Source organism: Murinocardiopsis flavida (assembly GCF_003014485.1).
Lineage (GTDB): Bacteria > Actinomycetota > Actinomycetes > Streptosporangiales > Streptosporangiaceae > Murinocardiopsis > Murinocardiopsis flavida.
The window spans coordinates 83,716-110,029 of record NZ_PYGA01000008.1; the positions used below are offsets into that span (position 1 = coordinate 83,716).

The 26,314-nt window shown below is 73.2% G+C and carries 22 protein-coding genes; 14 read left to right on the forward strand and 8 right to left on the reverse strand.

What is annotated here, in order from left to right; translation table 11 throughout:
* Positions 1–25 precede the first annotated feature (25 nt).
* The 4 genes from CLV63_RS13020 (at position 26) to CLV63_RS13035 (ending at position 4,196) form a co-directional block, all read left to right on the forward strand.
* Positions 26–1,003 carry a CPBP family intramembrane glutamic endopeptidase gene (locus CLV63_RS13020; protein WP_106583258.1) on the forward strand — a complete coding sequence of 326 codons (978 nt, stop codon included), beginning with the start codon at positions 26–28 and terminating at the stop codon, positions 1,001–1,003.
* A gap of 117 nt (positions 1,004–1,120) precedes the next feature.
* Positions 1,121–1,783, forward strand: a complete 663-nt coding sequence (locus CLV63_RS13025; RefSeq protein WP_106583259.1) for a DUF6758 family protein — start codon at positions 1,121–1,123, stop codon at positions 1,781–1,783.
* 68 nt (positions 1,784–1,851) lie between these two features.
* Positions 1,852–2,715: a PHP domain-containing protein gene (locus tag CLV63_RS13030; RefSeq protein WP_106583260.1), complete on the forward strand. Its 864-nt coding sequence runs from the start codon at positions 1,852–1,854 to the stop codon at positions 2,713–2,715.
* Positions 2,716–2,912: 197 nt separating this feature from the next.
* The gene (locus CLV63_RS13035) at positions 2,913–4,196 is read left to right on the forward strand and encodes an MBL fold metallo-hydrolase (RefSeq protein ID WP_106583261.1); all 1,284 of its coding nucleotides are present in this window, start codon (positions 2,913–2,915) and stop codon (positions 4,194–4,196) included.
* Positions 4,197–4,229: 33 nt separating this feature from the next.
* On the opposite strand, the gene CLV63_RS13040 is transcribed toward CLV63_RS13035, so the two are convergent.
* Positions 4,230–5,117 carry an alpha/beta fold hydrolase gene (locus CLV63_RS13040; RefSeq protein WP_106583262.1) on the reverse strand — a complete coding sequence of 296 codons (888 nt, stop codon included), beginning with the start codon at positions 5,115–5,117 and terminating at the stop codon, positions 4,230–4,232.
* A gap of 191 nt (positions 5,118–5,308) precedes the next feature.
* On the reverse strand, positions 5,309–6,745 hold the full coding sequence (locus CLV63_RS13045; protein WP_245928794.1) for a DEAD/DEAH box helicase: 1,437 nt from the start codon (positions 6,743–6,745) through the stop codon (positions 5,309–5,311).
* Positions 6,746–7,503: 758 nt separating this feature from the next.
* Here CLV63_RS13045 and CLV63_RS13050 point away from each other — a divergent pair.
* The 3 genes from CLV63_RS13050 to CLV63_RS13060 all read left to right on the forward strand — a co-directional run bounded on the left by CLV63_RS13050 (position 7,504) and on the right by CLV63_RS13060 (position 9,229).
* Positions 7,504–8,208 (forward strand): ferritin-like fold-containing protein, encoded by a 705-nt coding sequence (locus tag CLV63_RS13050; RefSeq protein ID WP_106583264.1) that lies wholly within the window; start codon positions 7,504–7,506, stop codon positions 8,206–8,208.
* A 180-nt stretch (positions 8,209–8,388) separates the two neighbouring features.
* Positions 8,389–8,700: a DUF6401 family natural product biosynthesis protein gene (locus CLV63_RS13055; RefSeq protein ID WP_106583383.1), complete on the forward strand. Its 312-nt coding sequence runs from the start codon at positions 8,389–8,391 to the stop codon at positions 8,698–8,700.
* Positions 8,701–8,986: 286 nt separating this feature from the next.
* Positions 8,987–9,229, forward strand: coding sequence for a hypothetical protein (locus CLV63_RS13060; protein WP_106583265.1), 243 nt, complete (start codon positions 8,987–8,989; stop codon positions 9,227–9,229).
* A gap of 76 nt (positions 9,230–9,305) precedes the next feature.
* Here the strand turns inward: CLV63_RS13060 and CLV63_RS13065 are convergent, their stop codons facing one another.
* The 3 genes from CLV63_RS13065 to CLV63_RS13075 form a co-directional block, all read right to left on the reverse strand.
* Entirely contained in the window at positions 9,306–10,127 is an 822-nt protein-coding gene (locus CLV63_RS13065) for a mechanosensitive ion channel family protein (RefSeq protein ID WP_106583266.1), read from the reverse strand.
* A 276-nt stretch (positions 10,128–10,403) separates the two neighbouring features.
* Positions 10,404–11,027, reverse strand: coding sequence for a TetR/AcrR family transcriptional regulator (locus CLV63_RS13070; RefSeq protein ID WP_106583267.1), 624 nt, complete (start codon positions 11,025–11,027; stop codon positions 10,404–10,406).
* Between the two features lie 154 nt (positions 11,028–11,181).
* Positions 11,182–11,409, reverse strand: a complete 228-nt coding sequence (locus CLV63_RS13075; RefSeq protein ID WP_106583268.1) for a hypothetical protein — start codon at positions 11,407–11,409, stop codon at positions 11,182–11,184.
* A gap of 195 nt (positions 11,410–11,604) precedes the next feature.
* On the opposite strand from CLV63_RS13075, the gene CLV63_RS13080 reads away from it, so the two are divergent.
* From CLV63_RS13080 to CLV63_RS13110, 7 genes are all read left to right on the forward strand, one after another.
* Positions 11,605–12,603 carry an alpha/beta fold hydrolase gene (locus CLV63_RS13080; RefSeq protein WP_245928777.1) on the forward strand — a complete coding sequence of 333 codons (999 nt, stop codon included), beginning with the start codon at positions 11,605–11,607 and terminating at the stop codon, positions 12,601–12,603.
* 183 nt (positions 12,604–12,786) lie between these two features.
* A complete protein-coding gene (gene moeZ / locus CLV63_RS13085; protein WP_106583269.1) occupies positions 12,787–13,947 on the forward strand; it encodes an adenylyltransferase/sulfurtransferase MoeZ in 1,161 nt (386 codons plus the stop codon).
* 236 nt (positions 13,948–14,183) lie between these two features.
* Positions 14,184–14,549 (forward strand): hypothetical protein, encoded by a 366-nt coding sequence (locus CLV63_RS13090; RefSeq protein WP_146165560.1) that lies wholly within the window; start codon positions 14,184–14,186, stop codon positions 14,547–14,549.
* A gap of 235 nt (positions 14,550–14,784) precedes the next feature.
* Positions 14,785–15,108 carry an MGMT family protein gene (locus CLV63_RS13095; RefSeq protein ID WP_106583385.1) on the forward strand — a complete coding sequence of 108 codons (324 nt, stop codon included), beginning with the start codon at positions 14,785–14,787 and terminating at the stop codon, positions 15,106–15,108.
* Between the two features lie 532 nt (positions 15,109–15,640).
* Positions 15,641–16,549 (forward strand): SDR family oxidoreductase, encoded by a 909-nt coding sequence (locus CLV63_RS13100; protein ID WP_106583271.1) that lies wholly within the window; start codon positions 15,641–15,643, stop codon positions 16,547–16,549.
* A gap of 238 nt (positions 16,550–16,787) precedes the next feature.
* Positions 16,788–19,916: an ATP-dependent helicase gene (locus CLV63_RS13105; protein ID WP_211301285.1), complete on the forward strand. Its 3,129-nt coding sequence runs from the start codon at positions 16,788–16,790 to the stop codon at positions 19,914–19,916.
* Positions 19,917–19,941: 25 nt separating this feature from the next.
* Positions 19,942–23,301 (forward strand): ATP-dependent DNA helicase, encoded by a 3,360-nt coding sequence (locus CLV63_RS13110; RefSeq protein WP_245928778.1) that lies wholly within the window; start codon positions 19,942–19,944, stop codon positions 23,299–23,301.
* A gap of 114 nt (positions 23,302–23,415) precedes the next feature.
* Here CLV63_RS13110 and CLV63_RS13115 read toward each other — a convergent pair whose 3' ends face one another.
* The 3 genes from CLV63_RS13115 to CLV63_RS13125 all read right to left on the reverse strand — a co-directional run bounded on the left by CLV63_RS13115 (position 23,416) and on the right by CLV63_RS13125 (position 26,256).
* On the reverse strand, positions 23,416–24,504 hold the full coding sequence (locus CLV63_RS13115) for a hypothetical protein (protein WP_106583274.1): 1,089 nt from the start codon (positions 24,502–24,504) through the stop codon (positions 23,416–23,418).
* 95 nt (positions 24,505–24,599) lie between these two features.
* Positions 24,600–25,418, reverse strand: a complete 819-nt coding sequence (locus CLV63_RS13120) for an alpha/beta hydrolase (protein WP_106583275.1) — start codon at positions 25,416–25,418, stop codon at positions 24,600–24,602.
* 169 nt (positions 25,419–25,587) lie between these two features.
* Positions 25,588–26,256, reverse strand: a complete 669-nt coding sequence (locus CLV63_RS13125; protein ID WP_106583386.1) for a response regulator — start codon at positions 26,254–26,256, stop codon at positions 25,588–25,590.
* Positions 26,257–26,314 lie beyond the last annotated feature (58 nt).

Consider the following 26,314-nt stretch of genomic DNA (forward strand, 5'->3'; position numbering starts at 1 on the left):
GGCGCCGCGCCCCAGCGCCGCCCGGGTGGCCGACGCCCCGCCGGGCACGCCGTACCACCGGATCGCGCGCACGGTCCGGTACCGGTGGTGGGTCCCGCCGGTCGCGCTGGTGATCCTGGTCGCACTGGTGTTCCTGCTCCAGGTCCTGGTCGTCAACATCGCGGGGCTGGTCGCGCTGCTCGCCGGGTCGCCGCCCGAGGGCACCGCCATCTTCGGGTGGGTGGTGCCCGACTTCGCGGTCACCCTGATCCTCACCGCCATGATGATCCCCGCCGCGCTCCTCACCGCCCGGTTCGTGCAGCGGCGGCGCATGGGCAGCCTCGTCTCGGTCGAGGGCCGGTTGCGGGGCCGCTGGCTGCTGATCTGCCTGGGGCTGGCCCTCTGCGGCGTCGCGGCCTCGCTGGTGTACCACTTCGTGCTCAACGAGGCGGTGACGCCCGGTCAGCCGTTCCTCGGGCCGTTCGAGGGCGCCGGCACCTTCGCGATCGCCGTGGTCGTCATCGCGCTGTTCATGCCCTTCCAGGCCGCGGGCGAGGAGATCGCGCTGCGCGGTTTCCTGATGCAGGCGGTCGGGTCCTACGGTGCGGGCCCCGACGAAGCCGGCGGCGGCCGCGCGCTCGACCGATTCCTCCGCGGCCCGGTCCTCGCGATCCTCGTCAGCGGCGGGGTGTTCGCACTGCTGCACAACTACGACATGCTCGGCAAGGCCGACGTCGCCGTGTTCGGCCTCGCCATCGCCTGGCTCACCTGGTACACCGGCGGCATCGAGGCCGCGATCGCGCTGCACGTCCTGCACAACGCACTCGGCATGGGCCTGTCGGCGTACCACGGCACCCTCGCCGACGCCGGTACCGGGGCGGCCGACCTGGCGAACCTGGCCGGCACCGTCATCGAGGTCGGGGTCTACACCGGGGCCGTCGTGCTCGCCGCGCGCTGGCTGGGGCTGCGCCGCACGGTCCCGGGCACCGAGCCCGCGGAGCCGCCCGCGGCGCCGTCGGCCTGAGCCCCGCTGCCGCGCACGAACCTCGATCTCACGGGTTGAGCTGGCATTACCCCCAACACCGCAGGATCCGAAGCGGCGTTTTCCGGTGAGATCGCGCGGGTACCACTCCGAACAGTCATGAGAGCCGAGCCGACTTGCCCTCGTTGCGGGCGCGCAGTCCACGCACCAGACCTGTGGAGCAGCGCGTGGCAATGCGACGTGCACGGGCCGGTCGCACCCCTTCAGGCCGTGCGCAGGCCGGGCGAGGCGGGCCTGCAACGCCTCCTCGGCATCGCCCAGGTGCCCGTCTGGATCCCGTGGCCGCTGCCGTCGGGCTGGGTGGTCACCGGCTTCGCCGACGCCGGTGACGACCGCACAGGGGCGCTCGGAGCGGCGGTCGCGCTCTCGGGGCCCGCCCCGCTCGGCGGTGTCGGCGAGCTCGTCATCACGGCAGAGGACCCCGGCATCGGGCTGGGGGCGCGGCTCGCCGGGCTCCCCGGCCCCGATCCCGGCCCCACCTTCGGCAACAGCGCGCCCGACGGCAAGGTGCGCCACGAGGGCCACGAGATCGCCCTGTGGAGCGTCGACGCCGGCAAGGAGTGCGCGGTCTACGTCGGCGAGGCCCTCGCCCACTGGCTGTGGTTCGTCCTCAGCCCCGCCGACTGCGGCGTCCTGATGTGCGAGATCACCGCCGTGCGCGACCTCCGCGACCTGCACGACGGCGGTGTCGCGCTCGAACCGCCCTTCGGCGCGCCGTCGCCGTTCCTCGACGCGGCGCTGCGCCCGGCCCCGGAGGGGTAGCGGGCCGCCGCGGCGGCGGCCCAACCCGCGCCCGGAACGATCCGCGAGACGCGCTCTAGACTCGTGCGATGCGCATCGACCTGCACTCGCACAGCTCCGTGTCCGACGGTACCGACGCACCTGCCGCCGTCATCGAGTACGCCCTTGCGGCCGGACTCGACGTCCTCGCTCTCACCGACCACGACACCATGGCGGGGATCGCTGCGGCGGCGGCCGCCGTGCCGCGCGGGTTCACCCTGGTGCCCGGCATGGAGCTGTCGTGTGCGTCCAACGGCGGCAGCGTGCACCTGCTGGGGTACCTGTTCGACCCCGAGTCCCCGGAGCTCGCCGCGGAACTGCGGCGTGTGCGCGCCGACCGCGTCATCCGCGCGCAGGGCATGGTGGAGCGGTTGAACGACGCCGGGGTCGGCGTCACGTGGGAGCGGGTCACCGAGATCGCGGGCGACATCGGCGGCGGCGACGTCGTGGGTCGTCCGCACATCGCCCGGGCGATCGTGGAGGCGGGCGCGGCAGAGGACGTGCAGGACGCGTTCGACCGGTGGGTCGGCCATGGCGGGCCCGCCTACGTCGAGCGCTACGCGCTCGACCCGGTGCGGGCTGTCGGGCTCGTGCGCGCGGCGGGCGGGGTGTGTGCCCTGGCCCACCCGGCGCGCGGCGAGGGGACCGACACCGGCGCCGTCTCACCGGAGACGGCAGAGGCCATGGCACAGGCCGGGCTCGGCGGCATCGAGGCCGACCATCCGGCGCACGACGACGCCGAGCGTGTCTACTGGCGTGGTATCGCAGGGGACCTCGGGCTGGTGGTCACGGGATCCAGCGACGACCACGGCGACCTTTCGGGGCACCGGCTGGGCTGCGAGACCACCGCACCCGAGGCGTTCGAGGCGCTGATCGCCCCGGCGACCGGCACGGCCCCCGTGGTCGGAGCCTGACCGCCGGCGGGCCCGATCAGCGGCGGAACCGCGGCCGTCCGGACTTGGTCTGATGTGCGCGGATACGCGCTTACCGGCCGCTTAACGGGTATGCGGCAGCCTCGTGCGGCACCTCGGATTGCACATCCGCGCCGCGGAGCCGGGACAATGGGCCCGCACAGTTCGAGAAACCGGACGTAAATCGAAGGGTCGGCACCGTGTTCTGGAATCGGAAGGGCAAGAAGAAGGGCGCCGGGGACGGCGGCGCGGACGCCTCGGCGACGGCGGTCGACGACCCCAAGACGGACGATCTGGCGGAGAGCGCTGCCGATTCCGACTCCGACAACGCGGCGAAGGACACCGCGGCAGCGGCGGAGCCGGCCGCGGACGTCAAGGACGCCGAGGCCAAGGACGCTGACGCGGAGCAGGACGCCGACGCCGACGCCAAGGACACCGGCGCCGAGGACACTGAGGCCAAGGACGGTGCCAAGGCCGCCGACGTCGAGGACACTGACGTCGAAGCGGCCGCCGCCAATGACGCTGAGGCCAAGGGCACCGACGCAGAAATGGCCGACGCCAAGGGTGCCGCTGCGGAGCAGGACGAAGAGGACGCGGACTCGGAGCAGGACGCCGACGCCAAGAAGGCCGACGTCACGAAGGCCGACGCCAAGAAGGGCGACGCCAAGAAGGGCGACGCCAAGAAGGCTGACGCCAAGAAGTCCGACGCCACGAAGGTCGACGACGACGCTGAGGCCGAGGACGCGGACGCGGAGCAGGACGACGAGGACGAGGACGACGCCGCGGCGGCCGAGTCCGATGACGAACCCGCCGAACCCGCCGGACCCGTCGAGCCCGGCACGACCAAGGTCGACGCCGAGGGCGTCCAGTGCGTGCGCACCGCGGGGGTGCTGAAGTTCGAGGACGAAGAGTACGAGGTCGTCAGCAACACCTGGATCATCGAGGCCGACAAGGACGGCGTCATCGTCATCGACCCGGCGCACGACGCCGAGGCCGTCCTCGAAGCGGTCGGCGACCGCGAGGTCCACCTCATCGCCTGCACCAACGGCTACAACACGCACATCCAGGCCGCGGTGGAGATCGCGGCGGAGACCGAGGCGCCCATCGCACTCCACCGGCGGGAGCTGCGCGCCTGGCGCAAGGTGCACGGTGTGGAGCACAACCCCGACATGGAGATCGAGGGCGGCGGTTCGCTGACGGTGGGCGACCTGGAGGTCGACATCCTGGCGACGCCGGGCACCTCGGTGGGGTCGGTGGCCTACTACGTCTCCGAGAAGGGGATCGTCGTCAGCGGCGACACCCTCCTCGCGGGGCGGATGGGCACGGTGGGCGGCGACTACATCGACTACACCACCCAGCTCGCCTCGATCGGCGAGGTCCTGCTGTCGCTGCCGCCCGAGACCAGGATCCTGCCCGACAGCGAGCGGGAGACGACGGTCGGCGCCGAGGCGAAGAACTTCGACACGTGGCTCAGCATGGACTGAGCGGGGCCCCGGGGCGCCGCGCGGCGCCCCGGCTCAGGCCGCCGAGGCCGCCCGGTGCTCCGCGTTGTTCCAGAACAGGGTGAGGGCGCTGGCCGTGGTCTCGGGGGCCTCGACGTTGGGCGAGTGGGCGGCCCCGGGGACGACGACGCGTTCGGCCGCCAGGCGTGCGGCCATGTCGGCCTGGACGTCCGTGGGCCAGGCGTCGTCGTTCTCGCCGTAGAGCACGAGCGTCGGCAGTGGGAGCGCCGCCAGTTCGGCGGTGCGGTCGGGCGCCGTGGTGATCTCCTCGGCCATGCGCACCAGCCCCAGCGGGTGGTTCGCGACCATCCGGTTCCGCAGGAATCCGACGAGTTCCGCGGGGAGCCCGGTGCTGCGCGCGGACTCCATGAGGTAGGTGTCCCACATCTCCTCCAGCGCGGCGCGCGTGGGGGAAGGGCGGAGGACCGCCATGAGCCGTTGCGCGTAGCCGGCGCGTTCGCCGGTGATGGCGCCGGGGCCGGAGCTCATGAGCGTGTAGGACAGCAGAGGGGTCTCGGCCGCGAGAACGGTCTCGCGGGTGACCAGGCCGCCGAAGGAGTGCCCGAGCAGATGGACGGGGTCGTCGCCGAGGGTCGCCACCAGTGCGGCGACGGCGCGGCCGAGTGAGGCGCAGGTGTAGGAGTCGGGGTCGTCGCTGCCCGGCGACTGGTACTGGCCGGGGAGGTCGAGCGCGTGCACCCGCCGGCCCGCCTGGGCCAGGGTCTGCAACAGCGCGATGAAGTCCTCTTTGCTGCCGGTCAGCCCGGGGACCAGCACAGCGGGCTGCCGCTCGCAGCCGCCTGCGGTGGGTACGGCCTCTAGGGCTGCGATCGTGCCGGTGGGTGTGGCGATCTCCACGTGCCGGACGCCGGGTGGCAGGTCAAGGAACCGAGGGGTACTCACGACGGATCACCCTATTGGATACGCGGCGGTGCCCCCAGTGCCCCCAGTGCCCCCGGTGGCGCTGCGGCCCGGTGGCGGTCGGTGTCCGGGCCCCGGGCCCATTGCGGACCCGGGCGCGGCTCCGCCGCCCCGCTGAGCGGGGCGCCGGTTTCAGTGGGCTCGGCGTGCGAGCCGGTGGCTGCACAGGACGGTCAGTCCCGGTTCTCCGGAGCGTCGACTCCGCTGCGGGTGCGGCGGCGCCTGCGGCGGGCGGGCTTCGCCGGGGCGTCGTCGGCTCCGGATGCCGAGGCCGGCTCCGGCGCCGGGGCGCTGGTGTCCTCCTTCGCCTGCCGGGCGGGGCCCTGCCCGCGGGACCTGCGGCGGTTGCGGGAGCGGCCGCCGGCGGGCTTCTCGTCGCGCTCGCGTTCGCGCGCGCCGCGCCCGGTCTCGCCGATGTCCTCGACCTCTTCGGCCTCGAGCCCGGCGCGGTCGCGTCGCTCCTTGGCGAGCGTCCCCTTGGTGCCTTCGGGGATGCGCAGCGCCTCGAAGAAGTGCGGCGACGTCGAGTAGGTCTCGGCCGGTTCGGGGATCGACAGGTCCAGTGCGGTGTTGATGAGCCGCCACCGCGCCATCTCGCGCCAGTCGATGAACGTCACGGCGGTACCGGCGCGCCCGGCGCGGCCGGTGCGGCCGATGCGGTGCGTGTAGCTCTTCTCGTCGTCGGGGCACTCGTAGTTGACGACGTGGGTGACGTCGTCGACGTCGAGTCCGCGCGCGGCGACGTCGGTCGCCACGAGAACGTCGATCTTGCCGTTGCGGAACGCCCGCAGGGCGCGTTCGCGCTGGCTCTGCCCCAGGTCGCCGTGGACGGCCGCCGCGGCGAACCCCCGGCCTTTCAGCGCGGTCGCGACCTGGTCGCAGACCCGCTTGGTCTGGCAGAAGATCATGCTCAGCCCGCGGCCGTCGGCTTGGAGGAGCCGGGCCAGCATCTCCTGCTTGTCCATCGAGTGGGTGCGGAACGCGTGCTGCTCGATGCGGTCGGTGGCGATCTGGCCGGGATCGTCGTCGTCACCGGCCCGGACGTGGGTCGGCCGGTGCAGGTAGTTGCGCGACAGCGCCACGATCTCGCTGGGCATGGTGGCCGAGAACAGCATGGTCTGGCGCGAGGTCGGGATCTTGGCCATGATGCGCTCGATGTCGGGCATGAACCCGAGGTCGAGCATCTTGTCGGCTTCGTCGAGCACCACAGCGGTCACCTGGGAGAGTCGCAGGTGACCCTGCTTCTCCAGGTCCAGCAGCCGCCCGGGGGTGCCCACGACGATGTCGATGCCGTTCTTCAGGCCGGTGATCTGCGGCTCGTACGCGCGCCCCCCGTAAACGGTGAGGATGCGCGCGCCGGTGCGCTTGCCGGCGGTGGTGAGGTCGGCCGCGACCTGTATTGCCAGTTCGCGCGTTGGGACCACCACCAGGGCCCGCGGATGCTTCGGCTCGGCGGGGTTCTGCTGGACCCGCTGGAGCAGGGGCAGGCCGAACGCGAAGGTCTTGCCGGTGCCGGTGCGCGCCTGGCCGATGATGTCGCTGCCGTTCAGGGCGAGGGGCAGCGCGAGTGACTGGATCGGGAACGGTTCGACGATGCCTTCCGCCTCCAGGGCGTCGGCGATGTCGGCGCCGACGCCGAGGTCGCGGAAGGTCCGTCGATGGTCTGGGGTGGTCTCTGGGTTACTCAGGGCTCATGCCTCCATCTGGGCTGGCCGCATGCCCGGTGGGGGCCGGCGGCCGGTGGTCGTCTTCGCGGACGGGCTCGCCATGGGCGGCGGACCGTATCGGCGGCGGTACGGGCGCGGCGCGCAGGTGCGGGCGGGGGATCCCGCTCGGATCTGCGGCGCGGTCTCCGTACCGTGCTCGGCTGGTCGGTCACGTGGCCCATGGTTCGGGCCCCGGCCGTCCGCTCGGTTGTCGGGTGACGCGGTGCGGTCGGTCCTGGCCACCGTCGCGGGTGGTCGCGGTCCTTTAGGGGCACACCGGCGGGCGCTCTGCGCGCCGGATGGTGTCTCCGCTGCGGCCTGAGCGTCCACGCGTGGCCCCGACGGGGCGGTCTGCCGCCGGGTGGTTCCGCACGATGGGGCCGACGGCTCGCGCCGTTCGCACCACCGGGTTCCGCTCCGAAGGCAGGCCGATGCGCAGGGGACTCCGCACAGGGGACCGGCACTTCGCCGGTCACCGGTCAGAGTCTATCCTGCGGGGTCGCCGACCGGGGGCCGACCACTACCACAGCTTGGACAATGCGCGCGAACTCCGCGCCGCCGGATACAACGCCGCGATGCGGCCGAATAGTCCCGCCGCCTGCACGTCCCCGCGGCAGGGTGCGCAGTGGGCGGATCGGGCGCGCTCCCCTAGTCTTCTCCCTATGACAGACGCCCCCCACGCCGATTCCCCCGCAGGTGATCCCGCTTTCGCCGGTGCGGTGGCCGACCTTCTCGGCCTGCTGGCCTATGCGGAGCTCGTCGCGTTCTTCCGCCTCGCCGACGACGCCGAGCTCGCGCCCAGCCTTTCCGACAAGGGCGAGCTGGCCGGTCTCGCCGCGGTCGAGTACAGCCATTACCAGCGGCTGCGCGAGCGCCTGGTCGAGTCGGGGGTCGACCCCGAGGAGGCCATGCGCCCGTTCGTGGGCGCGCTCGACGCCTGGCACGCGCGGACCAAACCCGCGAGTTGGCTGGAGAGCCTGGTCAAGGCCTATGTGGGCGACGGCTTGGCCGCCGACTTCTACCGCCAGGTCGCCGAGTTGGCCGATCCCCGCACCCGCGAGCTGGTCGCCGGTGTGCTCAGCGAGGACGGCCGCGCGGAGTTCGTCGCGGGGCGGGTGCGGGCCGCCGTCACCGACGACCCCAAGCTCGCGGGGCGGCTGTCGCTGTGGGCCCGCCGGCTCGTGGGGGAGGCGCTCAACCAGGCGCAGTCGGTCGCGGCGCAGCGGCCGGAACTCGCGACGCTGCTGATCACCGAGGGCGCTGAGGCCGATTCCACCGGCGCGGACCTCGCGGCGGTCAGCAAGGTGTTCGGGCGCCTCACCGACGCGCACACGGCGCGGCTCGAAGCCATGGGGCTCAGTTCCTGAGGGCGGGGGAGCCGGGTTCCGCGGGCGCGGGCGGGATGTGCCGGTTGGCGCGCGGTTGACCTGCTTTATTACAAGTCGATATACAATGCTGGAGGTCCGCTTGCTATGCGCCACGTCCCTGCGCCCCCGGCGAGCGTCGACCGGTTCCCATTGTTCCCGTGTTTTTCGAGGTTCACCTCCATGCGCCGTGGCTTGCCCGTTGAATGCCCCCTGTCCAGGCTCTGGCGCGATTTCGGCGCGTTCGGCCTGTACACCGCGGCCGCCGAGCCGCGGTTGACCGCCGAACTCGATCAGCACGCCGCGGCGGTGCGCGAGTCCATCGAGCGCGACGGGATCGCGCTGTCCCGCCGCAGTCTCACCCACTACCTGCACGGATTCCTCGACGGGTGCCGCGAGCGCGGGTGGGCTTCCGACTCCGTCGAGTTCGATTGGGAGACGATCCGCTTGCTCGCCATCGGCCGCATGGCAAGGGAAAGTGGTTTTGTGAGCTAAATTAGTTCCGCTCGGGTTGCGGATCAGCCTGAATACAGCGATTGGTCAAGTGAACGCGCAGTTCCGTTCGCAAGGCGTACGCTAAGTAGTGACCAGCGGGATCCGGCGGGTAACCGACCGCAGGTCAGCGCCGAGGTCGTGCCATCAGCATCCGCACCACTCGCGGAGGACCCGGCGTGCGCGGGAGTCGTTCTCCACCCGGGGCGGAGCCGTTTTCGGACCGCACCCTGGACCGCCCCGCGATCGATGACGTGCGCACGCCAGTGCCGCGAGAAAGGAAAAGCGCATGGGAAGCGGCCGGCATGGGGCGGCTCGACCACCGATCGGCGTGCTGATCCAGGTGGAGCGCTTCGATTTCATACTCCTCACGGTTCAGATCGTCATCGCGATCGTGGCCGCCGTGGCGGCGTGGGGGAACCTCATCGTCTTGGGCGCCGCCGTGGTGATGATCGCCGTCGGCGTCACGCTCATGGTGCGGCGGATCGAGCGGCTGTCGCGCGAGGAGGTCGCCGACGACGAGCTGCTGTAGGCGCCGGGGGACCCGGTCGACGAATGAAGGGCGAGGCCGTTACGGCCCCGCCCTTGGTGTGTCGCCTCTCTTCCGGCTACCGGTTGCCGGAGTGCCGGGGATCGCTCAGCGGGTCGCCCGCCGCGGTGTGCTGGGCGTGCGAGGCGCTGGGCTGCGTGGGCGTCGCCCCCTCGTTCGGGGTGGCGGGCTGCGCCATGGCGTCGCCCCGCCCGCGCTGGTAGCTGTCGTCGTTGCGCAGCCGCCCGGTCTCGCGTTCGGCGACGTCGAGCCACCCGGCCCAGCGCTGCTGCATGGGCTGGATGAGGCCGCCGCCGACACCGACGACCAGGATGCCGCCGACCGTGGCGAGCACGGCGATGAGCACGGGCTGGGTCACCGTGGTGGCCACCCCGATCTGGTTCAGTGCGGCGATCGCACCGAGCGCCAGGATGAACACCCCGGCCACGTTGGCGAGCAGTCGGCCGTAGCTCAGCCCGCCGAGTGCGCTGGAGACGATGTCGCGCACCGCCTTGGCGATCATCGCGGCGACGACGACGATGACGATCGCGACGATGGCCTGCGGGATCCACGCGACAACGGAGTTCAGCAACTGCGTGATCGGGTTGTTGGCTCCGAACACGCTGAAGGAGAGTTGCAGCACGATCAGCAGGCCGACGTAGTACACGACCTTCCCGGTCAACTCACTGGCGCTGAACCGGCTCCGGTGCAGGTACTGGCCGACGCCCCCGCGGTCCAATGCGCGATCGAGGCCGACCTTCCCCAGTGCCTTGCCGACCATCCGGCCAATGAACTTGGCGATGAGCCAGCCGATGACCAGAATGAGCAGGAACCCAACCAGTTTCGGCACGAATGAGGCGATGGCGCCCCACGCGCTCGTCAGACCCTGGCCTATGTCCATAACGGACCCTCCCCCGATGATGTCCCGCGTACTCCGCCGCATGGCGAATCACGAGGAATTCCTCGTCATCCCGCCGCTTACCCGGAGAAAATGCGGTCAATCATCAGAGAGTCACCACGGGCTACGCAAAGTGATTATTTGCGCGGGCATTACCCCGGCTTGGGCATCCGTGCAGCGCACCGGCCCGTGCCGAGTCAGCGCGGGCCAGGACGCGGTCGCACGCCTGGGGTGGTCCTGCATGGGCTTTCGGGTCCGGAACGGTTCTCGGGACGCGCCCTAGCCGCGGGTGAGGTCCCAGCCGCTGATGCCGCGCCACGCGAGCCGCGCGATGAGCTCCTCGGCGGCCTCTTTGGGGATGGTCTCGTAGGTGCCCAGCCAGTAGCGCGCGCTGGTCTCGGCCATGCCCACCAGGCCGATGCTCAACAGGTGCGCCTCTTCGTCGGAGATGCTGGTGTCCTGGCGGATCACCTCGCCGATGAACTCCGCGCACTGCTGGAGGGTGTGCTCGGTCTTCTCGCGGACGGCCGGGACGTTGCGGAGGTCCGACTCGAAGACCAGCCGGAACGCCTCGCCCTCGCCGGCGACGAAGTCGAAGTACGCCTGGAAGCAGGCCGCGACGCGCTGGCGGTTGTCGTCGGTCGACTCCAGCGCCTCGCGCTGCTTGGCGATGAGCGCCTCGGAATGCTGCTCCAGCAGCGCCAGGTACAGTTCGAGCTTGCCGGGGAAGTGCTGGTACAGGACTGGTTTGCTGACCCCGGCGCGCTCGGCGATCTCGTCCATGGCGGCCGCGTGGTAGCCCTGGGCGACGAACACCTCTTGGGCCGCAGCCAGCAGTTGACGCCGCCGCGCGAGCCGGGGCAGCCGGGTTCCTCGCGGGCGGGCGTCTGAAGGCACTGTCACACCCGAACCCTTTCGACACTTTGGGACGGCGCAGCGGATCGCGCCGTCCGGCAGGCACGCCGACCCGCTGGCCGAGGGGGCGTCGGGCACTCGCTCGACGGGCGCGCGGGACCCATCCTACTCGGACGTAGGTTCGGCGCCTCCCCATGGCCTGCTAGCGGTACTCGTCCGCATCGCCGCCGACCCCGCGGCGCTGTTCGACGGCGTCGGCTTCGGGGACGTCGAAGCGGTCGAGCACTCCGCTGTCCCACTCCTCGGTGTCCTCGTCGACGTCGATGCGCTGCTCTGCGGTGTCGGCCTCGGGGGCCTCCAGCGAGTCCGCTGACCCGGGGGTGTGCTCCTCGGCACCTCCGGCGCTCTGCGGGTCCTGATCTGCGGTCACGTCGCGCTCCGTGGGTCGTCGGGTGCCGCGGCCCAGGGTGCGGCTGCTGCGCGGGCGGCGGCACCGGCCTCCTGCCCGCTGCCGGGGCCGTTATTCGTGCGAGCCGGTCGTCCGATGACCATGCCGACGATGGAATCTTTACCCGGCGCCGGATTAAGGTCGGAGGCCGGAGCGGTGTCATCAAGGGGGGTGGCGATGCCGGAGTCCGTCGACGACCAGGCGGAGGAGCCGCGGGAGCAGGCGGCGGAACCGCCGCAGGGGGAACCCGAAACCGGGGCGTGGCCGGGGGAGCTGATGCGCCTCGCGGAGCGCGACGTCTTCGTCCGCACCAGCGACCACGCGGGCGGCCGCGCCGCCCCGCACGGTCGCAACGTCTACCTGCACGGGCTGGCCGGCTCCTCGACCAACTGGACCGAGCTCATGGGACTCCTGGGCGAGGAGTTCCCCGGCGCGGCGGTCGACCTGCCCGGGTTCGGCGAGTCGCCGGCCCCCGCCGACGGCGACTACCGCCTCGACGCCCAGGCCGAATGCGTCGTCGACCTGATCAGCAGGGGCGGGCGGCCGGTGAACCTGGTCGGCAACTCCATGGGCGGCTCGCTCGCCGTCCGGATCGCCGCCGAGCACCCCGAGCTGGTGCGGACCCTCGTGCTGGTGTCGCCCGCGCTGCCCGACCTGTACCCGCGGCTCGTGCCGTACCAGATGACGAGTGCGCTGGTCCCGGTCATCGGCCCGGCGGTGTTCGCCCGCATGCAGAGCCGCCCGCCGGAGGTCCGCGTCCAGGGCACCTTCGACGCCACCTACTTCGACCCGGCCGCCGTGCCCATGCGGCGCGTGCGCGAGGCGCTGCGGGCCGAACAGGCGCGGGAGGCGCTCTCCTACGCCAACGTGGCGACCCTCAAGACGCTCCGCTCGCTCGTGGCGGAGTACCTGCGGCGGGGGCCGCGGGGCCTGTGGCGGCAGGCCGCCGAGGTGCGGTGCCCCGCGATGCTCGTCTACGCGCGCCACGACAAGTTCATCCACCCGCGCATGGCGGTGCGCGCCGCCCGGACCTTCAGCAAAGGGCACCTGGTCCTGCTGTCCAAGGCGGGCCACGTGGCGATGATGGAACGCCCGGACGTGCTGGCGGAACGGATCCGCCCGTTCCTGCGCGACGCCGCGCGACTCGAACCCGGCGCGGTGCACCGCATCACCTGAACGGCGCGGCACCACCTGAGCTGGGACGGCGCGGCGGCCGTCTCGGATGGTGAGAGCACGGTCCCGGCTCGGGAATGCGATACCCCACCCTCTAGGTTGGGTATGAGTGAAAGCTCGTCGCGCCCGCGGCACGCGCACGTCCACGCGGACGCGACGCCCGTGAATGCCCTTTTAGGAGTTGCTGTGTCCTTGCCGCCGCTGGTCGAGCCGGCCGACGAGCTGACCGTTGACGAGGTGCGCCGATACTCCCGCCACCTGATCATTCCCGATGTCGGCATGGACGGCCAGAAGCGCCTGAAGAACGCCAAGGTGCTGGTTGTCGGGGCGGGCGGGCTCGGTTCGCCCGCGCTGCTGTACCTTGCCGCCGCCGGGGTCGGGACCCTCGGCGTCATCGACTTCGACGTCGTCGACGAGTCCAACCTCCAGCGCCAGGTCATCCACGGCCAGAGCGACGTCGGCAAGCTCAAGGCCGAGTCCGCACGCGAGAGCGTCGAGGAGATCAACCCGTTCGTCACGGTGGTCCTGCACAAGGAGCAGCTCGACACCGACAACGCGCTGGAGATCTTCGCCGGGTACGACCTCATCCTCGACGGCACCGACAACTTCGCGACGCGCTACCTGGTGAACGACGCCGCGGTGCTGCTCGACAAGCCGTACGTGTGGGGCTCGATCTACCGCTTCGACGGCCAGGTCAGCGTGTTCTGGAACGAGTACGGCCCGAACTACCGCGACCTCTACCCCGAGCCCCCGCCCGCGGGCATGGTGCCGTCCTGCGCCGAAGGCGGCGTGCTGGGCGTCCTGTGCGCCGCGATCGGCTCCGTGATGGTGAACGAGGCCATCAAGCTCATCACCGGCATCGGCGAGACCCTCGTCGGCCGGCTGATGATCTACGACGCCCTGGAGATGACCTGGCGCACGGTCAAGGTCCGCAAGGACCCCGAGGGTGAGCCCATCACCGAGCTCATCGACTACGAGGCGTTCTGCGGCGTGGTGTCGGAGGAGGCCGAGGAGGCCGCGGCGGGGTCCACCATCACCGCCCGCGAGCTCAAGCGGATGATCGACAACGGCGAGGACTTCCAGCTCGTCGACGTCCGGGAGAAGAACGAGTACGAGATCGTCAGCATCCCCGGCGCCGTGCTCATCCCCAAGGGCGAGTTCCTGAACGGCGAGGCGTTCGCCAAGCTGCCGCAGGACAAGAAGATCGTGCTGCACTGCAAGTCGGGCGGCCGTTCGGCCGAGGCGCTCGCCGCACTCAAGGGCGCCGGTTTCGGCAACTCGGTCCACGTGGGCGGCGGCGTGCTCGCATGGGTCAACCAGATCGACCCCAGCCTGCCCGCCTACTGACCCGCCGACCGGGGTTCGGGCGCGTGGGTTCGCCTGCTGCCCCGCCGATCGGGGCATCGGCGTGCCGGTCCGCCCGGCCGCCGACCCGAGCGCGCGTGAACGGGCCGCCGCGGATCCTCCGCGGCGGCCCGTTCTGCTGCGCGGATCCCGCGCAGAGGCCGAACATGGGTGGCCGCCGTTCGGGGTAGACCCTGTTACCCCGGGTGATCGTGGGGATCGGATCGGGAGGCGTCATTATGCAGGGTCGATGGGCGGACTGGGTGATCATGGCGGCGGGTGTGGCACCCGCGGTCGGGTGGGCGTGGCACGGCATGATCGGGCCGGGAATGGCGGCCATGCTGATGCTGGGCATGGGCATCGTCCTCGCGGCGTGCATGGCGATCACCCGTCCCGGGCTGGTGGCGGCCGAGGTGTGCGTTCTGCTCCTCGCCGTGCTCCTCGTCCTGACCCCGACCTACGCCGGCTTCGCCGACCAGGCCGCCGCGGCGTGGACGGCGTGGGCCGCCGGCGCCGTCGCAGGGCTGCTGAGCCTGCTGTGCCTGCCGCTCAGCTACCGGGAGTACCGCAGGGTCCTCGCCTACCGCTCCAAACAGAACGCCTGACCCGGCCCGCCGCTCCTCGCGGAGCGCCTGACCGGCCCGCCGCTCCTCGCGGAGCGCCTGACCGGCCCGCTGCACCGAGCGGAGCGCCCGACCCTGGACGTCCCACTGAGCGGAGCCCATGCGCCGGGTCGTCATTGAGCGGAGCGACTGACCCGGTCCGTTGCTCCTCGCGGAGCGCCTGATCCGGCCCGCCGCCCCGAGCGGGCCCCTGCCCCAGGGCCGCTATTCTGCGGTCATGGCACGACCCGACGCGCACCCCGACGACTACGCCGAGCGGGTCCTCGACATCGCCGAGGCGATTCCACCGGGCCGGGTGATGTCCTACGGCGACATCGCCGAGTACGTCGGCGAGGGCGGACCGCGCCAGGTGGGCGCCGTAATGTCGCGGTGGGGCGGCGGGGTCCCGTGGTGGCGGGTCATCCGCTCCGACGGCACGCCGCCACCCGGGCATGAGGTCCGGGCGCGGGAGCAGTACGCGGCTGAGGCCACCCCCATGCGCCCCGGCGCCGACCGCGTCGACATGCGCCGCGCCCGCTGGACGGGCGAAGCGCACCGATAGTGCCGCAGTGCCCGCTGGACGGCGAAGCGCGGCGATGGTGCCGCGGTGCCCGCTGGACGGCGAAGCGCGGCGATAGCGCCGTCGGCTCCTCAGCGCAGATGACGCCAGGGCCACGTCCCCCCTTCAGCCCCTCGCAACATCGCAGGCTGCCGCTCCGCGCGAAGCGTGAGCGGTGCGCAATCCCGTTGTTTTCGGGAGGCGGGGCTTTCGGTCTGGGCCTGGCGCAGAGGGTGGGTGCCGAGAGTGTCCTTCCTCACAGTGGACCTGGGCACCGTCCCCTGAGGCAAGGACGCTCTCGCCCTCGGACGCCCTCATCATGGGACTCCTCATCCTGGGGCGCGTTCGTCCCCGGACACCTCGGCTTCCGGGTGCCCTCGTCCTGGGACGCCCCGTCCCCGGGCCGTCTCTTGTCGCGCAGCGAGGGCCGCGGCGGCGGGGTGAGGTCGGGCGTGTCTCCGTCTACCTGACAGGAGGTGTCAGGTTCGCTTTCTACGATCGGGGCACGACTACAGGGCGACACAAGGGGACGGGTATGGGCGAGACACCGTTGGCGGGGACGATTGCGCTGGTCGCGGGGGCGACGCGGGGGGCGGGGCGCGGTATCGCCGCGGAGTTGGGCGCTGCGGGGGCCACGGTCTACTGCACCGGCCGGTCGACCCGGGAGCAGCGGTCCGAGATTGGCCGCCCGGAGACCATCGAGGAGACCGCTGAACTGGTCACGGCGCTGGGCGGGACCGGGATCCCGGTCCAGGTCGACCACCTCGTGCCCGAGGAGGTCGCCGCGCTGGCGGCGCGCGTCGACGCCGAGCAGGGGCGGCTCGACGTCCTGGTGAACGACATCTCGGGCGGCAGTCCCGAGTTCAACACCCCCATCTGGGAGCACCCGTTGGACGAGGGGCTGCGGTCGCTGCGGCTCGCCGTGGAGACCCACCTCATCACCTCCCACCACCTGGTGCCGCTGGTGATCCGCGCGGGTGGGCTGGTCGTCGAGGTCGGCGACGGGACGACGGAGTACAACGACGCCTTCTACCGGGAGTCGATGTTCTACGACCTGTCCAAGGTCGCGGCGAACCGGATGGCGTACGGCCTCGCCGAGGAGCTGCGCCCGCACGGCTGCGCGGCGGTGGCGATCACACCGGGGTGGCTGCGGTCGGAGGAGATGCTGGACCTGTTCGGCGTCGCCGAGGAGAACTGGCGCGACGCCGTCGCCGCGCAGCCGCACTTCTGCATCTCGGAGACGCCGCGGTTCGTCGGCAGGGCGGTCGCGGCGCTGGCGGCGGATCCCGATCGGGCACGCTGGTCGGGCGGTTCGGTGTCCAGCGGCGGGCTCGCCAAGGTGTACGGGTTCACCGACCTCGACGGCAGCCGCCCGGACGCCTGGCGCTACATTGTCGAGGTCGAGCGCAAGGACGGCCCCGCCGATGCCACCGGGTATCGGTGAGCGGTGCTGCGGCAGTGGGACCCGCCGACGCCGCCGGGTGGTGAGCGGCGCTGCGGCAGTGGGACCCGCCGATGTCACCGGGTACCGGGTACCGGTGCGCGGCCCTGCGGCGGTGGTGGGGGCACGGCGGCGGGTGGGGCGCACGGTGTCGGCGGATGGGCGTGTCTGCTCATGTTCGGCGCGTTTGTCGTGAGCGTCTGGTGAACTTGGAGGGGTGAGCCCCTCCCCGTATCGTCTTGTGCGGCGTGTGCACGATGTCGTGCCACCGCCGCGGCTCGACGAGTACCAGCAGCGCGTGGTCGCCCACAAGGGCGGCCCGCTGCTGGTCCTCGCCGGGCCGGGTACGGGCAAGACCACCACCATTGTCGAGTCGGTGGTCGACCGCATCGAGAACCGCGGGGTCGACCCGTCGCGGGTGCTCGTCCTGACCTTCAGCCGCAAGGCGGCGCAGGAGCTCCGCGAGCGCATCACCGCGCGGCTGCGCCGCACCACCCGCGAGCCGCTGGCGCTGACCTTCCACTCCTACGCCTACGCCCTGATCCGGCGCGAGCTCACCCGGTTGGGCGACCGCGCACCCCGGCTGCTTTCGGGGCCCGAGCAGCTCATGGAGGTCCGCGAGCTGCTGTCGTGGGAGGTCGAGGACGGCGCGGAGCTGTGGCCCGAGAAGCTCCGCCCCGCGCTCGCGACCCGCGGGTTCGCCGAGGAGCTGCGCGACTTCCTCATGCGCGCCCAGGAACGCGGCCTCGACTCCGATGCGCTGCGGCGGCTGGGCGCCGAGCGGGACAGCGGCGACTGGTCGGCCGCCGCCGGGTTCCTCGACCGCTACACCGGCCGCTTCGACATCGCGCCGACCCCCACGCTGAACTACGCCGAGCTGGTGCGCATCGCGGCGAACCTGCTCACCGACCCCGAGATCCGCGAGCGGGAGCGCGCGGCGCGCGAAGTGGTGTTCGTCGACGAGTACCAGGACACCGACCCCGCGCAGGAGGAGCTGCTGCGCGAGCTCGCGGGCGGCGGCAGGGAGCTCATCGCCGTCGGCGACCCCGACCAGTCCATCTACGGCTTCCGCGGTGCCGACGTCCGCGGCATCCTCGATTTCCCCCGGCGGTTCCCCGCGGCTACGGGCGAGTCGGCGCCCGTCGTCGCGCTGCGGGTGTGCCGGCGCAGCGGGGCCGCGCTCCTGGCGGCCTCGCGCAGCGTCGCCGCGCGGCTGCCCGCCTCGCCCAGCCCGGCCGGCGGCCGCGTCAACGCGCACCGGCTGCTCGATCCCGCTGCGGGTTCCGCCGACGGCGAGGCCCGCGTGCTCGTCGCCGAGAGCCCCGCGCAGGAGGCGGCGGTGGTGGCCGACACCCTGCGCCGCGCGCACCTCATCGACGGCGTCCCGTGGTCGCGCATGGCGGTGCTGGTGCGCTCGGCGGCCCGGCAGATCCCGGTGCTGCGCCGGGCGCTGGCCGCGGCGGGGGTGCCCACGGCGGTGGGCGGCGACGAACTCCCCCTCGCCGCCGAGCCGCTGGTGCGCCCGCTGCTGCTGCTGATCCGCTGCGCGCTGCGCCCCGAGACCCTCGACGAATCCGCGGCGCATCAGTTGCTCATCAGCCCGTTCGGCGGGGCCGACAGCATCGGCCTGCGCCGCCTGGGCCGTGCGCTGCGCCAGCTCGAACTCGACACCCGGGGAGCGGGGACCCGCCCGGCGGCGGCGCTGCTCGCCGAGGCGCTGCGCGACCCCCGCGAACTCACCATGGTCGACCCCGCTGTGCGCGCCCCCGCCGACCGCGTCGCCGGGTTCCTGCGGCTCGTCCGCGACCGCACCGCCGCGGGCGCCTCCGCCGAGGACGTCCTGTGGGCGGTGTGGAACGACAGCGCGCTCGCCGAGCGCCTGCTGCGGGCCAGCCAGGCGGGCGGGCGCCGGGGCGCGGCGGCAGACCGCGACCTCGACTCCGCCGTGGCGCTGTTCGAGAGCGCGGCGCGCTACTGCGACCGGCTGCCCCCGGGGGCGCCCGAGGGGTTCCTGGACGACCTCGAAGCCCAGGAGATCCCGGCCGACACCCTGGCCGAGCACACGCCTGAGGGCGATGCCGTGCGCATCCTCACCGCGCACCGCTCCAAGGGCCTCGAATGGGACCTCACGGTCGTGGCGGGCGTCCAGGAGGGCGGCTGGCCCGACCTGCGGCTGCGCGGTTCGCTGCTGGGCGTCGAGCAGTTGGTCGACACCGTGGCCGGGTTCGCGGAGAACTCCGGTGCGGCGGTCGCCTCCCGGCTGCTGGACGAGGAGCGGCGGCTGTTCTACGTCGCCGTCACGCGCGCCCGCCGCTCGCTGGTCGTCACCGCGGTGGCGGGCGACGACGCCGAGGAGCGGCCGTCCCGGTTCCTGGCGGAGCTGGGCCTCGGCGAACCCGAGCGGGTCGCCACGGGGCGCCGGTGGCTGACTCTCCCCGCGTTGGTGGCCGACCTCCGGTCGGTCGTCACCGACACCTCGGCGGCCGAGCAGTTGCGCCGGGCCGCAGCGGCGCACCTCGCCCGCCTCGCCGACGCCGGTGTGCGCGGCGCCGACCCCGCCGAGTGGCACGCGCTGACCGAACTCTCCGACGACCGCCCCCTGATCGACGAAGGCGGCACCATCCGGGTTTCGCCGTCGCAGGTGGGCAGCTTCACCGTGTGCCGGCTGCGCTGGCTGCTGGAGAACGCCGCCGGCGCCTCGGGCGCCGACATGTCCTCGGCGCTGGGGTCCATCGTCCACGCCATCGCGGTGCTGGTCGCCGAGGGCGCCGGGCTCGACGACATCCACCGCCGCATGGACCGCATCTGGGCCGATCTCGACTTCGGCGGCCCGTGGTTCGCCGGGAAGGAGCGCGAGCGCGCCGACGCCATGGTCGACAAGCTGCTCGCCTGGCACACGTCCGACCCCCGCGAGCTGGTCGTCACCGAGGAGGGCTTCAAGGTCGACATCGGCGGTATCGAGATCACCGGCCGGGTCGACCGGCTCGAACGCGACGCCGAGGGCCGCGCCGTCGTGGTCGACATCAAGACCGGGGGGACCCGTCCCGGCGACACCGAGCTCGCCCGCTACCCTCAACTGGGCGTGTACCAGTTGGCGGTGCTCCGCTCGGCCTTCGCCAAGTTCGGCCTCGACCACCCCGGCGGCGCCGAACTCGTCCAGGTCGGCAAGGGCGGCTACACCGCGTCGGCCCGGGTCCAGGCGCAGCGCCCGCTCGGCGACGACCCCGATCCCGGCTGGTCGGAGACCCTGGTGCGCGACGTCGCCGACGGCATGTCCGGGTCGCGGTTCGCCGCAACGGTGAACCCCAACTGCGACTCCTGCCCGGTGCGGTCGAGCTGCCCGGCACACGACGAAGGGAAGCGCACGTGACATCTCCCGCGCAGCGGGCGGCGCGGTGAGCGTCGCCGACGGAGCGCGCGAGCTGACCCCCGCCGCCATCGCCCGGCTGCTGGGCCGCCCCGACCCCACACCCGAGCAGGCCGAGGTCATCGCCGCGCCGCTCGAGCCCGGCGTGGTGGTCGCCGGAGCGGGCTCCGGCAAGAGCGAGACCATGGCCGGCCGGGTGGTGTGGCTGGTCGCGAACGGCCATGTCCGCCCCGAGAACGTGCTCGGGCTCACGTTCACCCGCAAGGCGGTGTCGGAGCTCGCCGAGCGGGTCCGCGACCGCCTCGACCAGCTGCGCGCCACCGAGCAGGTCCCCGCCGAGCTGCTCGACGGCGAACCCACCGTGTCCACCTACAACTCCTACGCCGCCCGGCTGGTGCGCGACCACGCGCTGCGCGAGGCCGTGGAGCCGTCGACCCGGCTCATCAGCGAGGGCCAGTCGTGGCAGTTGGCCGCGCGCATCGTCGGCGGCTACGACGGCCCCATGGACGCCGTCACGGTCGGCCCCACCGCTGTCACCGCGCGGATGCTCGACCTCGCCGGTGAACTGGGCGACCACCTGCGCACACCCGACGACGTGCGCGCGATCGGCCGGTGGATCGACGAGCGGGCCGCCGCGCTGCCGAAGAAGCCCACGGCCCCCGCCAAGGCCATGATCCAGACCCAGCGCAAACGCGAGCAGCTCCTCCCGCTGGTCGAGCGCTACATCGCCGCCAAGTCGGCGCGCGAGGTCATGGACTACAGCGACCAGGTGGCGCTGGCGGCGCGCATCGCGATCCGGCACCCCGAGGTCGGGCTCACCGAGCGCGGCCGCTTCCAGGTGGTCCTGCTCGACGAGTACCAGGACACCAGCTTCGGGCAGCTCGCGCTGCTGCGCGCGCTGTTCGCGGGCGGGCATCCGGTCACCGCCGTGGGCGACCCCTGCCAGTCCATCTACGGCTGGCGCGGCGCCAGTGCCGGCAACCTCACCAGCTTCCCCACCGACTTCCCGGCCGTGCCCGGCCGCCCGGCGTCCGTGCGCAGGCTGGCCACCAGCTTCCGCAACGGGGAGCGGGTGCTCCAGGTCGCCAAGCGGGTCTCCGAGCGCCTGCGCGAGGAGGCCGACTACGTCCCCGTCCTGTACCCCGGCCCGGCCCGTGTGGGCAGGGGGACCGTCGCGTGCGGCCTGTTCGGCACCGAGACCGAGGAGGCCGACTGGATCGCCCGGACCGTCGACGCCGCCCTCACCGAGCCGGCCGGCCTCGCGCCCGACGGAGCCGCCTGGCCCGCAGGGGAGGACCCCGGACGGCCCGTCACACCGGGCGACGTCGCGATCCTGTGCCGCAAGCGGTCGCAGTTCACGGTGCTGCGCGAGGCGCTCGAACGCCGCGACATCCCCGTCGAGGTCGTCGGCCTCGGCGGGCTGCTCACCGTGCCCGAGGTCCGCGACGTCGTCGCCGTCCTGCGGGTGCTGCACGACCCCGCCATGGGCAACGAACTCGCCCGGATCCTCACCGGCCCCCGGTGGCGCATCGGCCCGCGCGACCTGGTGGCGCTGGGCGAGCGCGCCGCCGAACTCGCCAAGGAGACCCGGCGCGACCTCCGCGGCGCCCCCGCGGCGGCCGACCCCGGCGCCGACGGGCCGGAACTGCTCCAGCAGACCGTGATCGACCTCACGGCCGAGAGCGGCAGCCTGGTCGACGCGCTCGACGACCTCGGCGACCCCGAGCGCTACTCCGAAACCGGTCACGAGCGCCTGGCCCGGCTCGCGGCGGAGCTGCGCGCGCTGCGCCGCGTCACGCCGCAGCCGCTGCCCGAGCTCATCGGCGAGATCGAGCGCGCGCTCAGCCTCGACATCGAGACCGCCGCCCGTCCCGGCGGCGACCCTATGGCGGCCCGCGCCGACCTCGACGCGTTCTCCGACGCCGCGGTGCGCTTCGTCGGCAACAGCGACGACCCCAGCCTCGGGTCCTTCCTCGGCTTCCTGCGGTCGGCCGAGGACGCGGAGAAGGGCCTCGAACCCGGCGAGCGTGTGGGCGCGCGCGACACCGTGAAGCTCATGACCGTCCACGCCGCCAAGGGCCTGCAATGGCCGCTGGTCGTGGTGCCGGGGCTGAGCGGCGGGAAAACGTCCCCGCTCTTCCCCACCCGGGCGCGCGACGCCGGGGGGTGGGCCGCCAAGGAGCAGAAGCTGCCGTACCCGCTGCGCGGCGACTCCGCTGGCCTGCCCCGCATCGAGGACCTCGACAAGGCGGCCCTGGACCGCTTCAAGGAGGCCGAGAAGGAGCGGCACGTCCTGGAGGAGCGCCGCCTGGCCTACGTCGCCGTCACCCGCGCGTCGTTCGCGCTGCTGTGCACCGGGCACTGGTGGGGCCGCGGCGCGGCCGGCCACCGCGGGCCCTCGGTGTTCCTGGAGGAGGTCCGGGAGGCGTGCGAGAACGGCGCGGGCCGCGTGGCGCAATGGGCGGAACCCCCCGCCGAGGGGGCCGTCAACCCGCAGCTCGCCGAGGCCGATCCGGTCCCGTGGCCGCAGCGGTCCGACGAGTACGAGGGCGACGCCGCGCAGCGCCACGCCCGTGTCGTCGCGGGGGCGCGCCTGGTCGAGGAGGCGCGTGCGGGCGGCGGCGCGCGGTGGCTCCAGGCGCTCGATCGCAGCACCGTCCGCCCGTCCCTGCAACGGCGCCTCGACGGGTGGGGGCGCGACACCGAGCTGCTGCTCGCCGCCGATTCGCCGGACCGCGCCGACACCGACGGCGGGCCCATCGCCGTGGAGCTGCCCGCCCACTTGTCGGTGTCGTCACTGGTGTCCCTCGCGCGCGACCCCGACGCGTTGGCCCGCCAGATCCGCCGCCCCATGCCGCGCCCGCCCGCGCCGCACACCCGCAGGGGCACGGCGTTCCACACGTGGCTGGAGCGGCGCTTCGGCCAGGAGAGCCTGCTCGACCCCGATGAGCTGCCCGGCGCGGCCGACGACACCGCGGGCGGCGACGACGACTTCGATGAGCTGCGTGCGCGCTTCGAGGCGAGCGAGTGGGCCGACCGCGTTCCGCTCGCCGTGGAGGTCGCGTTCGAGACCATCATCGGCGACCGCCTCGTCCGGGGCCGCATGGACGCCGTGTTCCGCGGCGCCGACCCCGAAAGCGGCCGCGAGCGCTACGACGTCGTCGACTGGAAGACCGGCCACCCGCCCGGCACCCCGCGCGAGCGCCGCGCGGTCGCCGTGCAGCTCGCCGCCTACCGCATCGCGTGGGCGCACCTCGCCGGGGTCCCGCTGGCCGAGGTCGGCGCGGCGTTCCACTACGTCCGCGCCGATCTCACGGTCCGCCCGGTGGACCTGCCCGACGCCGAGGGCCTGGAGGCCCTGATCACCGGAGTCCCCGAGGAGTCCTGAACGGGGCCGCGCCGCCCCGCGACGTGCCGCCCGCACCGTCCGCCCGTCCTGCGGTGCGCCGCGACGCCCCGGGCCCGCGCGGACGCCGCACCGGCGCCGCACGGGCGCGGCGCCTCACCCGGGGTCGCCGGGCGGGAACGCCACGATGTCGCCGGGCCGGATGCTCGGCAGCGGCACGTCGTGCGCGAGCACGTGGTCGTGCGCGCCCTTGCCGAGGAGCGTCACCGGCTCGCCGCGCAGGTCCGGGCGCTGCCAGGGGCGCCCCCACGACACGTCGTCGTCGCGCGCCACCACGGCCGGCTGCCGCGACCCCGGCGCCCGTTCGGAGAGGGCGACGACGGCGACCGCCCGGCCGTAGTTGTGCCGCACGTCCAGGACCTGGGCCAGCAGCCACCCGGCCCAGGAGGCCGGGGTTCCCTCGGGCGTCACCCGCACGGTCTCGCCGGGGCGGGCCAGCGCGGCGAGACCCGCGCCGTACCCCGCCCAGTCGAAGCCGGTGCCGTCGTCCGCGCCGCCGGGAACGTTCACGGTCCCGCCGACGATGGCGTACCGGGCGCTCTCGATGCCGAACATCGCACTCCAGGGGCGGAGCGCGCGGAGGAGCCCGTCCGCGTGCTCCGCTGCGGTCGCCCCGCCGCCTCCCCCGGGCGGCAGCCGGACGGAGAACCCCACCGGCCGCGTCGGCGCTCCGGAGCGCACCGCATCGGCGCACGCCACCAGCGACGCCGCGTCCATGCCCGAGGACGGTGCGGCGGGACCGGCAGCGGAGCCCGGCCGCAGCGGGGGATCCACCCGCAGCAGGACGTCGAGCGTCCGGCCGGCCGCGCGCGCGGTGTGCCCGGCCAGGTGCAGCTCCTCAGGGCTCTCCACTTCGACGCAGGTGCCCTTGTGCGCCGCGACCTCCGCGATCTCGGCGAGGCTCTTGCCCGTGCCGCTCAGCGTCAGCGGCACCCCGCCCGGCTCGGCCGCCGCCGCCGAGCCCGGTTGCGCCGTGAACCCGTCGACGTGCGGGCCGAGGACGGCGAGGAGGTCGGGGTCGGCGACGTAGGGCAGGGCGACGTGCAACTCGACCTCGGGCGGCAGGTCGGCCCGCAGCCTGCGGACGTGCTCGTCGATGAGGGGGAGGTCGTACACGCTCAGCGGGAGCCGGTCGGGAGGGACGGAACGGGCACGTTCGTACACGCGCTTCGGCAACACGATCATGGGGGCGCCTCCAGTGGCCGTTCGCTGGAGGATGTTCTACCCCTTTTGGCGCCAATCGGGACACGCTCGGACGGTCGGAGTGCGCCGTCCGGGGGTCACGCGCCGAGGACGACCCGGGCGGTGGTCGCGAGCGCGTCGCTCCCGGGGGTGTAGTAGCTGCTGTGCCCGTTGATGGTGCCGGGGTCGAAGGTGCGCGCGCCGAACTCCGGTGCCATCGGGTCCGCGCCGTGGCCCATGGAGCCCGCGCGCACGCCGGGGACCAGGCGGATCCAGTCGTCCTCGGTGCGGGTGGCCCAGACGTCGGCGCGGATGTCGGCGGCGCGGTCCACGCCCATGCCAGGGCTCGCCAGCGCGACGACGTCGTCGGCCACACCCGGCCGCGTCGCGGCGCGGCCGCACACCACCGTCCCGTAGCTGTGGCAGACCAGGGTGACGTGGGCGTCGGCGGGCAGCCGCGTGCGGAACCGGGCGAGTTCGTCCGCACCGACCGCCGCCTGCCCGTTGACGGCGGCACGTGGGTCGAACATCTGCGGCGGCTGGTACCCGAGCCACACGACGACGGCGACCTTCGCGTCCGGGTCGCGGAGCCGCGCCTCGCGGTAGAGGGCGCGGCCGTTCGCGAGCGGAACGGCGCTGTCGTCCGCGCTGCCGTTGGTGCGGAAGTTGTCCCGGTTCTGCCCGGTGCCGGGGACCACCACGGCGATGTGGTCGGCGTCGTCCACGTCGCCCAGCGCCTGGACCACCCGGCCGGTGCCGGCGGGGTCGTCGGCGAGCACGGTGCCGCCGTCGACCGCGACCGGCTCGTACCGGAGCGGTTCCGGCGGGGGTTCGGGGAGGCGGACGCTCGGCGGCGCCCCGGCGCCGAGCGCCAGCAGCACCAGTCCGGAGAACACGATCGTGCGCACGGAGGGCATGGTCGCGAGCGTAGGCGGCCGCACGCAGTGGAGTCGTCACCCCTGCGGGGTGCCGCCGGATGGTCCTGAGGGGTGACCCGGCGCCGCGGGCGTCGTCTCCGGAGGGCCGTTCTCGGAGTCCTCCCGCGGGTTCGGAGTCCTCCTGCGGGGTGACCCGGTGCGGCGGACGCTATTGCAGGAACAGGCCGTTCTCGAAGGCGAACACCACGGCCTGGGTGCGGTCGCGCAGCCCGAGCTTCATCAGGATCCGGCCGACGTGGGTCTTCACGGTCTGCTCGGCGAGGAACAGCTCCAGTGCGATCTCGGCGTTGGACAGGCCGCGCGCGACCTGGCGCAGCACCTCGACCTCGCGCGGTGTGAGTTCGGCGAACGACTCCGGCCGCGACTGGATCCGGTCGCTGCGGCGCTTGGCGATGTCGGCGATCAGCCGCTTGGTCACCGTCGGCGCGAGGAGGGCCTCGCCGCCGGCCACCACCCGCACCGCGGCGCGCAGATCGTCCACCGAGGAGTCCTTGAGCAGGAAGCCGCTGGCGCCCGCGCCCAGCGCCTCGTAGACGTACTCGTCGAGGTCGAAGGTCGTGAGGACGAGGACCCGGGTGCCCTCGCCCGCCGCGCCGTCGAGCGCGGTGATCCGCCTCGTGGCCTCCAGGCCGTCGAGGACCGGCATGCGGACGTCCATCACGACGACGTCGGGGCGGTGCGCGGTGACCAGCCGAACGGCCTCGGCCCCCTCGGCGGCCTGTGCGACGACGGTGATGTCGGGGGCGGCGTCGAGCAGTGTGGCGATCCCGTCGCGGACCATGGCCTGGTCGTCGGCGACGATGACGGTGATGGGCACGCGCACCACAGTAGCGGCCCCGGAACCGGGGAGCACAGGGCGTTCCACGCCCGTTCGA

Excerpts from the sequence above, each read along its gene's own strand:
- CLV63_RS13025 (WP_106583259.1), top strand. The coding sequence starts at position 1,121 with ATGAGAGCCGAGCCGACTTGCCCTCGTTGCGGGCGCGCAGTCCACGCA.
- CLV63_RS13030 (WP_106583260.1), top strand. The coding sequence starts at position 1,852 with ATGCGCATCGACCTGCACTCGCACAGCTCCGTGTCCGACGGTACCGAC.
- CLV63_RS13050 (WP_106583264.1), top strand. The coding sequence starts at position 7,504 with ATGACAGACGCCCCCCACGCCGATTCCCCCGCAGGTGATCCCGCTTTC.
- CLV63_RS13055 (WP_106583383.1), top strand. The coding sequence starts at position 8,389 with ATGCGCCGTGGCTTGCCCGTTGAATGCCCCCTGTCCAGGCTCTGGCGC.
- CLV63_RS13060 (WP_106583265.1), top strand. The coding sequence starts at position 8,987 with ATGGGAAGCGGCCGGCATGGGGCGGCTCGACCACCGATCGGCGTGCTG.
- CLV63_RS13065 (WP_106583266.1), bottom strand. The coding sequence starts at position 10,127 with ATGGACATAGGCCAGGGTCTGACGAGCGCGTGGGGCGCCATCGCCTCA.
- CLV63_RS13080 (WP_245928777.1), top strand. The coding sequence starts at position 11,605 with ATGCCGGAGTCCGTCGACGACCAGGCGGAGGAGCCGCGGGAGCAGGCG.
- CLV63_RS13090 (WP_146165560.1), top strand. The coding sequence starts at position 14,184 with ATGCAGGGTCGATGGGCGGACTGGGTGATCATGGCGGCGGGTGTGGCA.
- CLV63_RS13095 (WP_106583385.1), top strand. The coding sequence starts at position 14,785 with ATGGCACGACCCGACGCGCACCCCGACGACTACGCCGAGCGGGTCCTC.
- CLV63_RS13100 (WP_106583271.1), top strand. The coding sequence starts at position 15,641 with ATGGGCGAGACACCGTTGGCGGGGACGATTGCGCTGGTCGCGGGGGCG.
- CLV63_RS13115 (WP_106583274.1), bottom strand. The coding sequence starts at position 24,504 with ATGATCGTGTTGCCGAAGCGCGTGTACGAACGTGCCCGTTCCGTCCCT.
- CLV63_RS13120 (WP_106583275.1), bottom strand. The coding sequence starts at position 25,418 with ATGCCCTCCGTGCGCACGATCGTGTTCTCCGGACTGGTGCTGCTGGCG.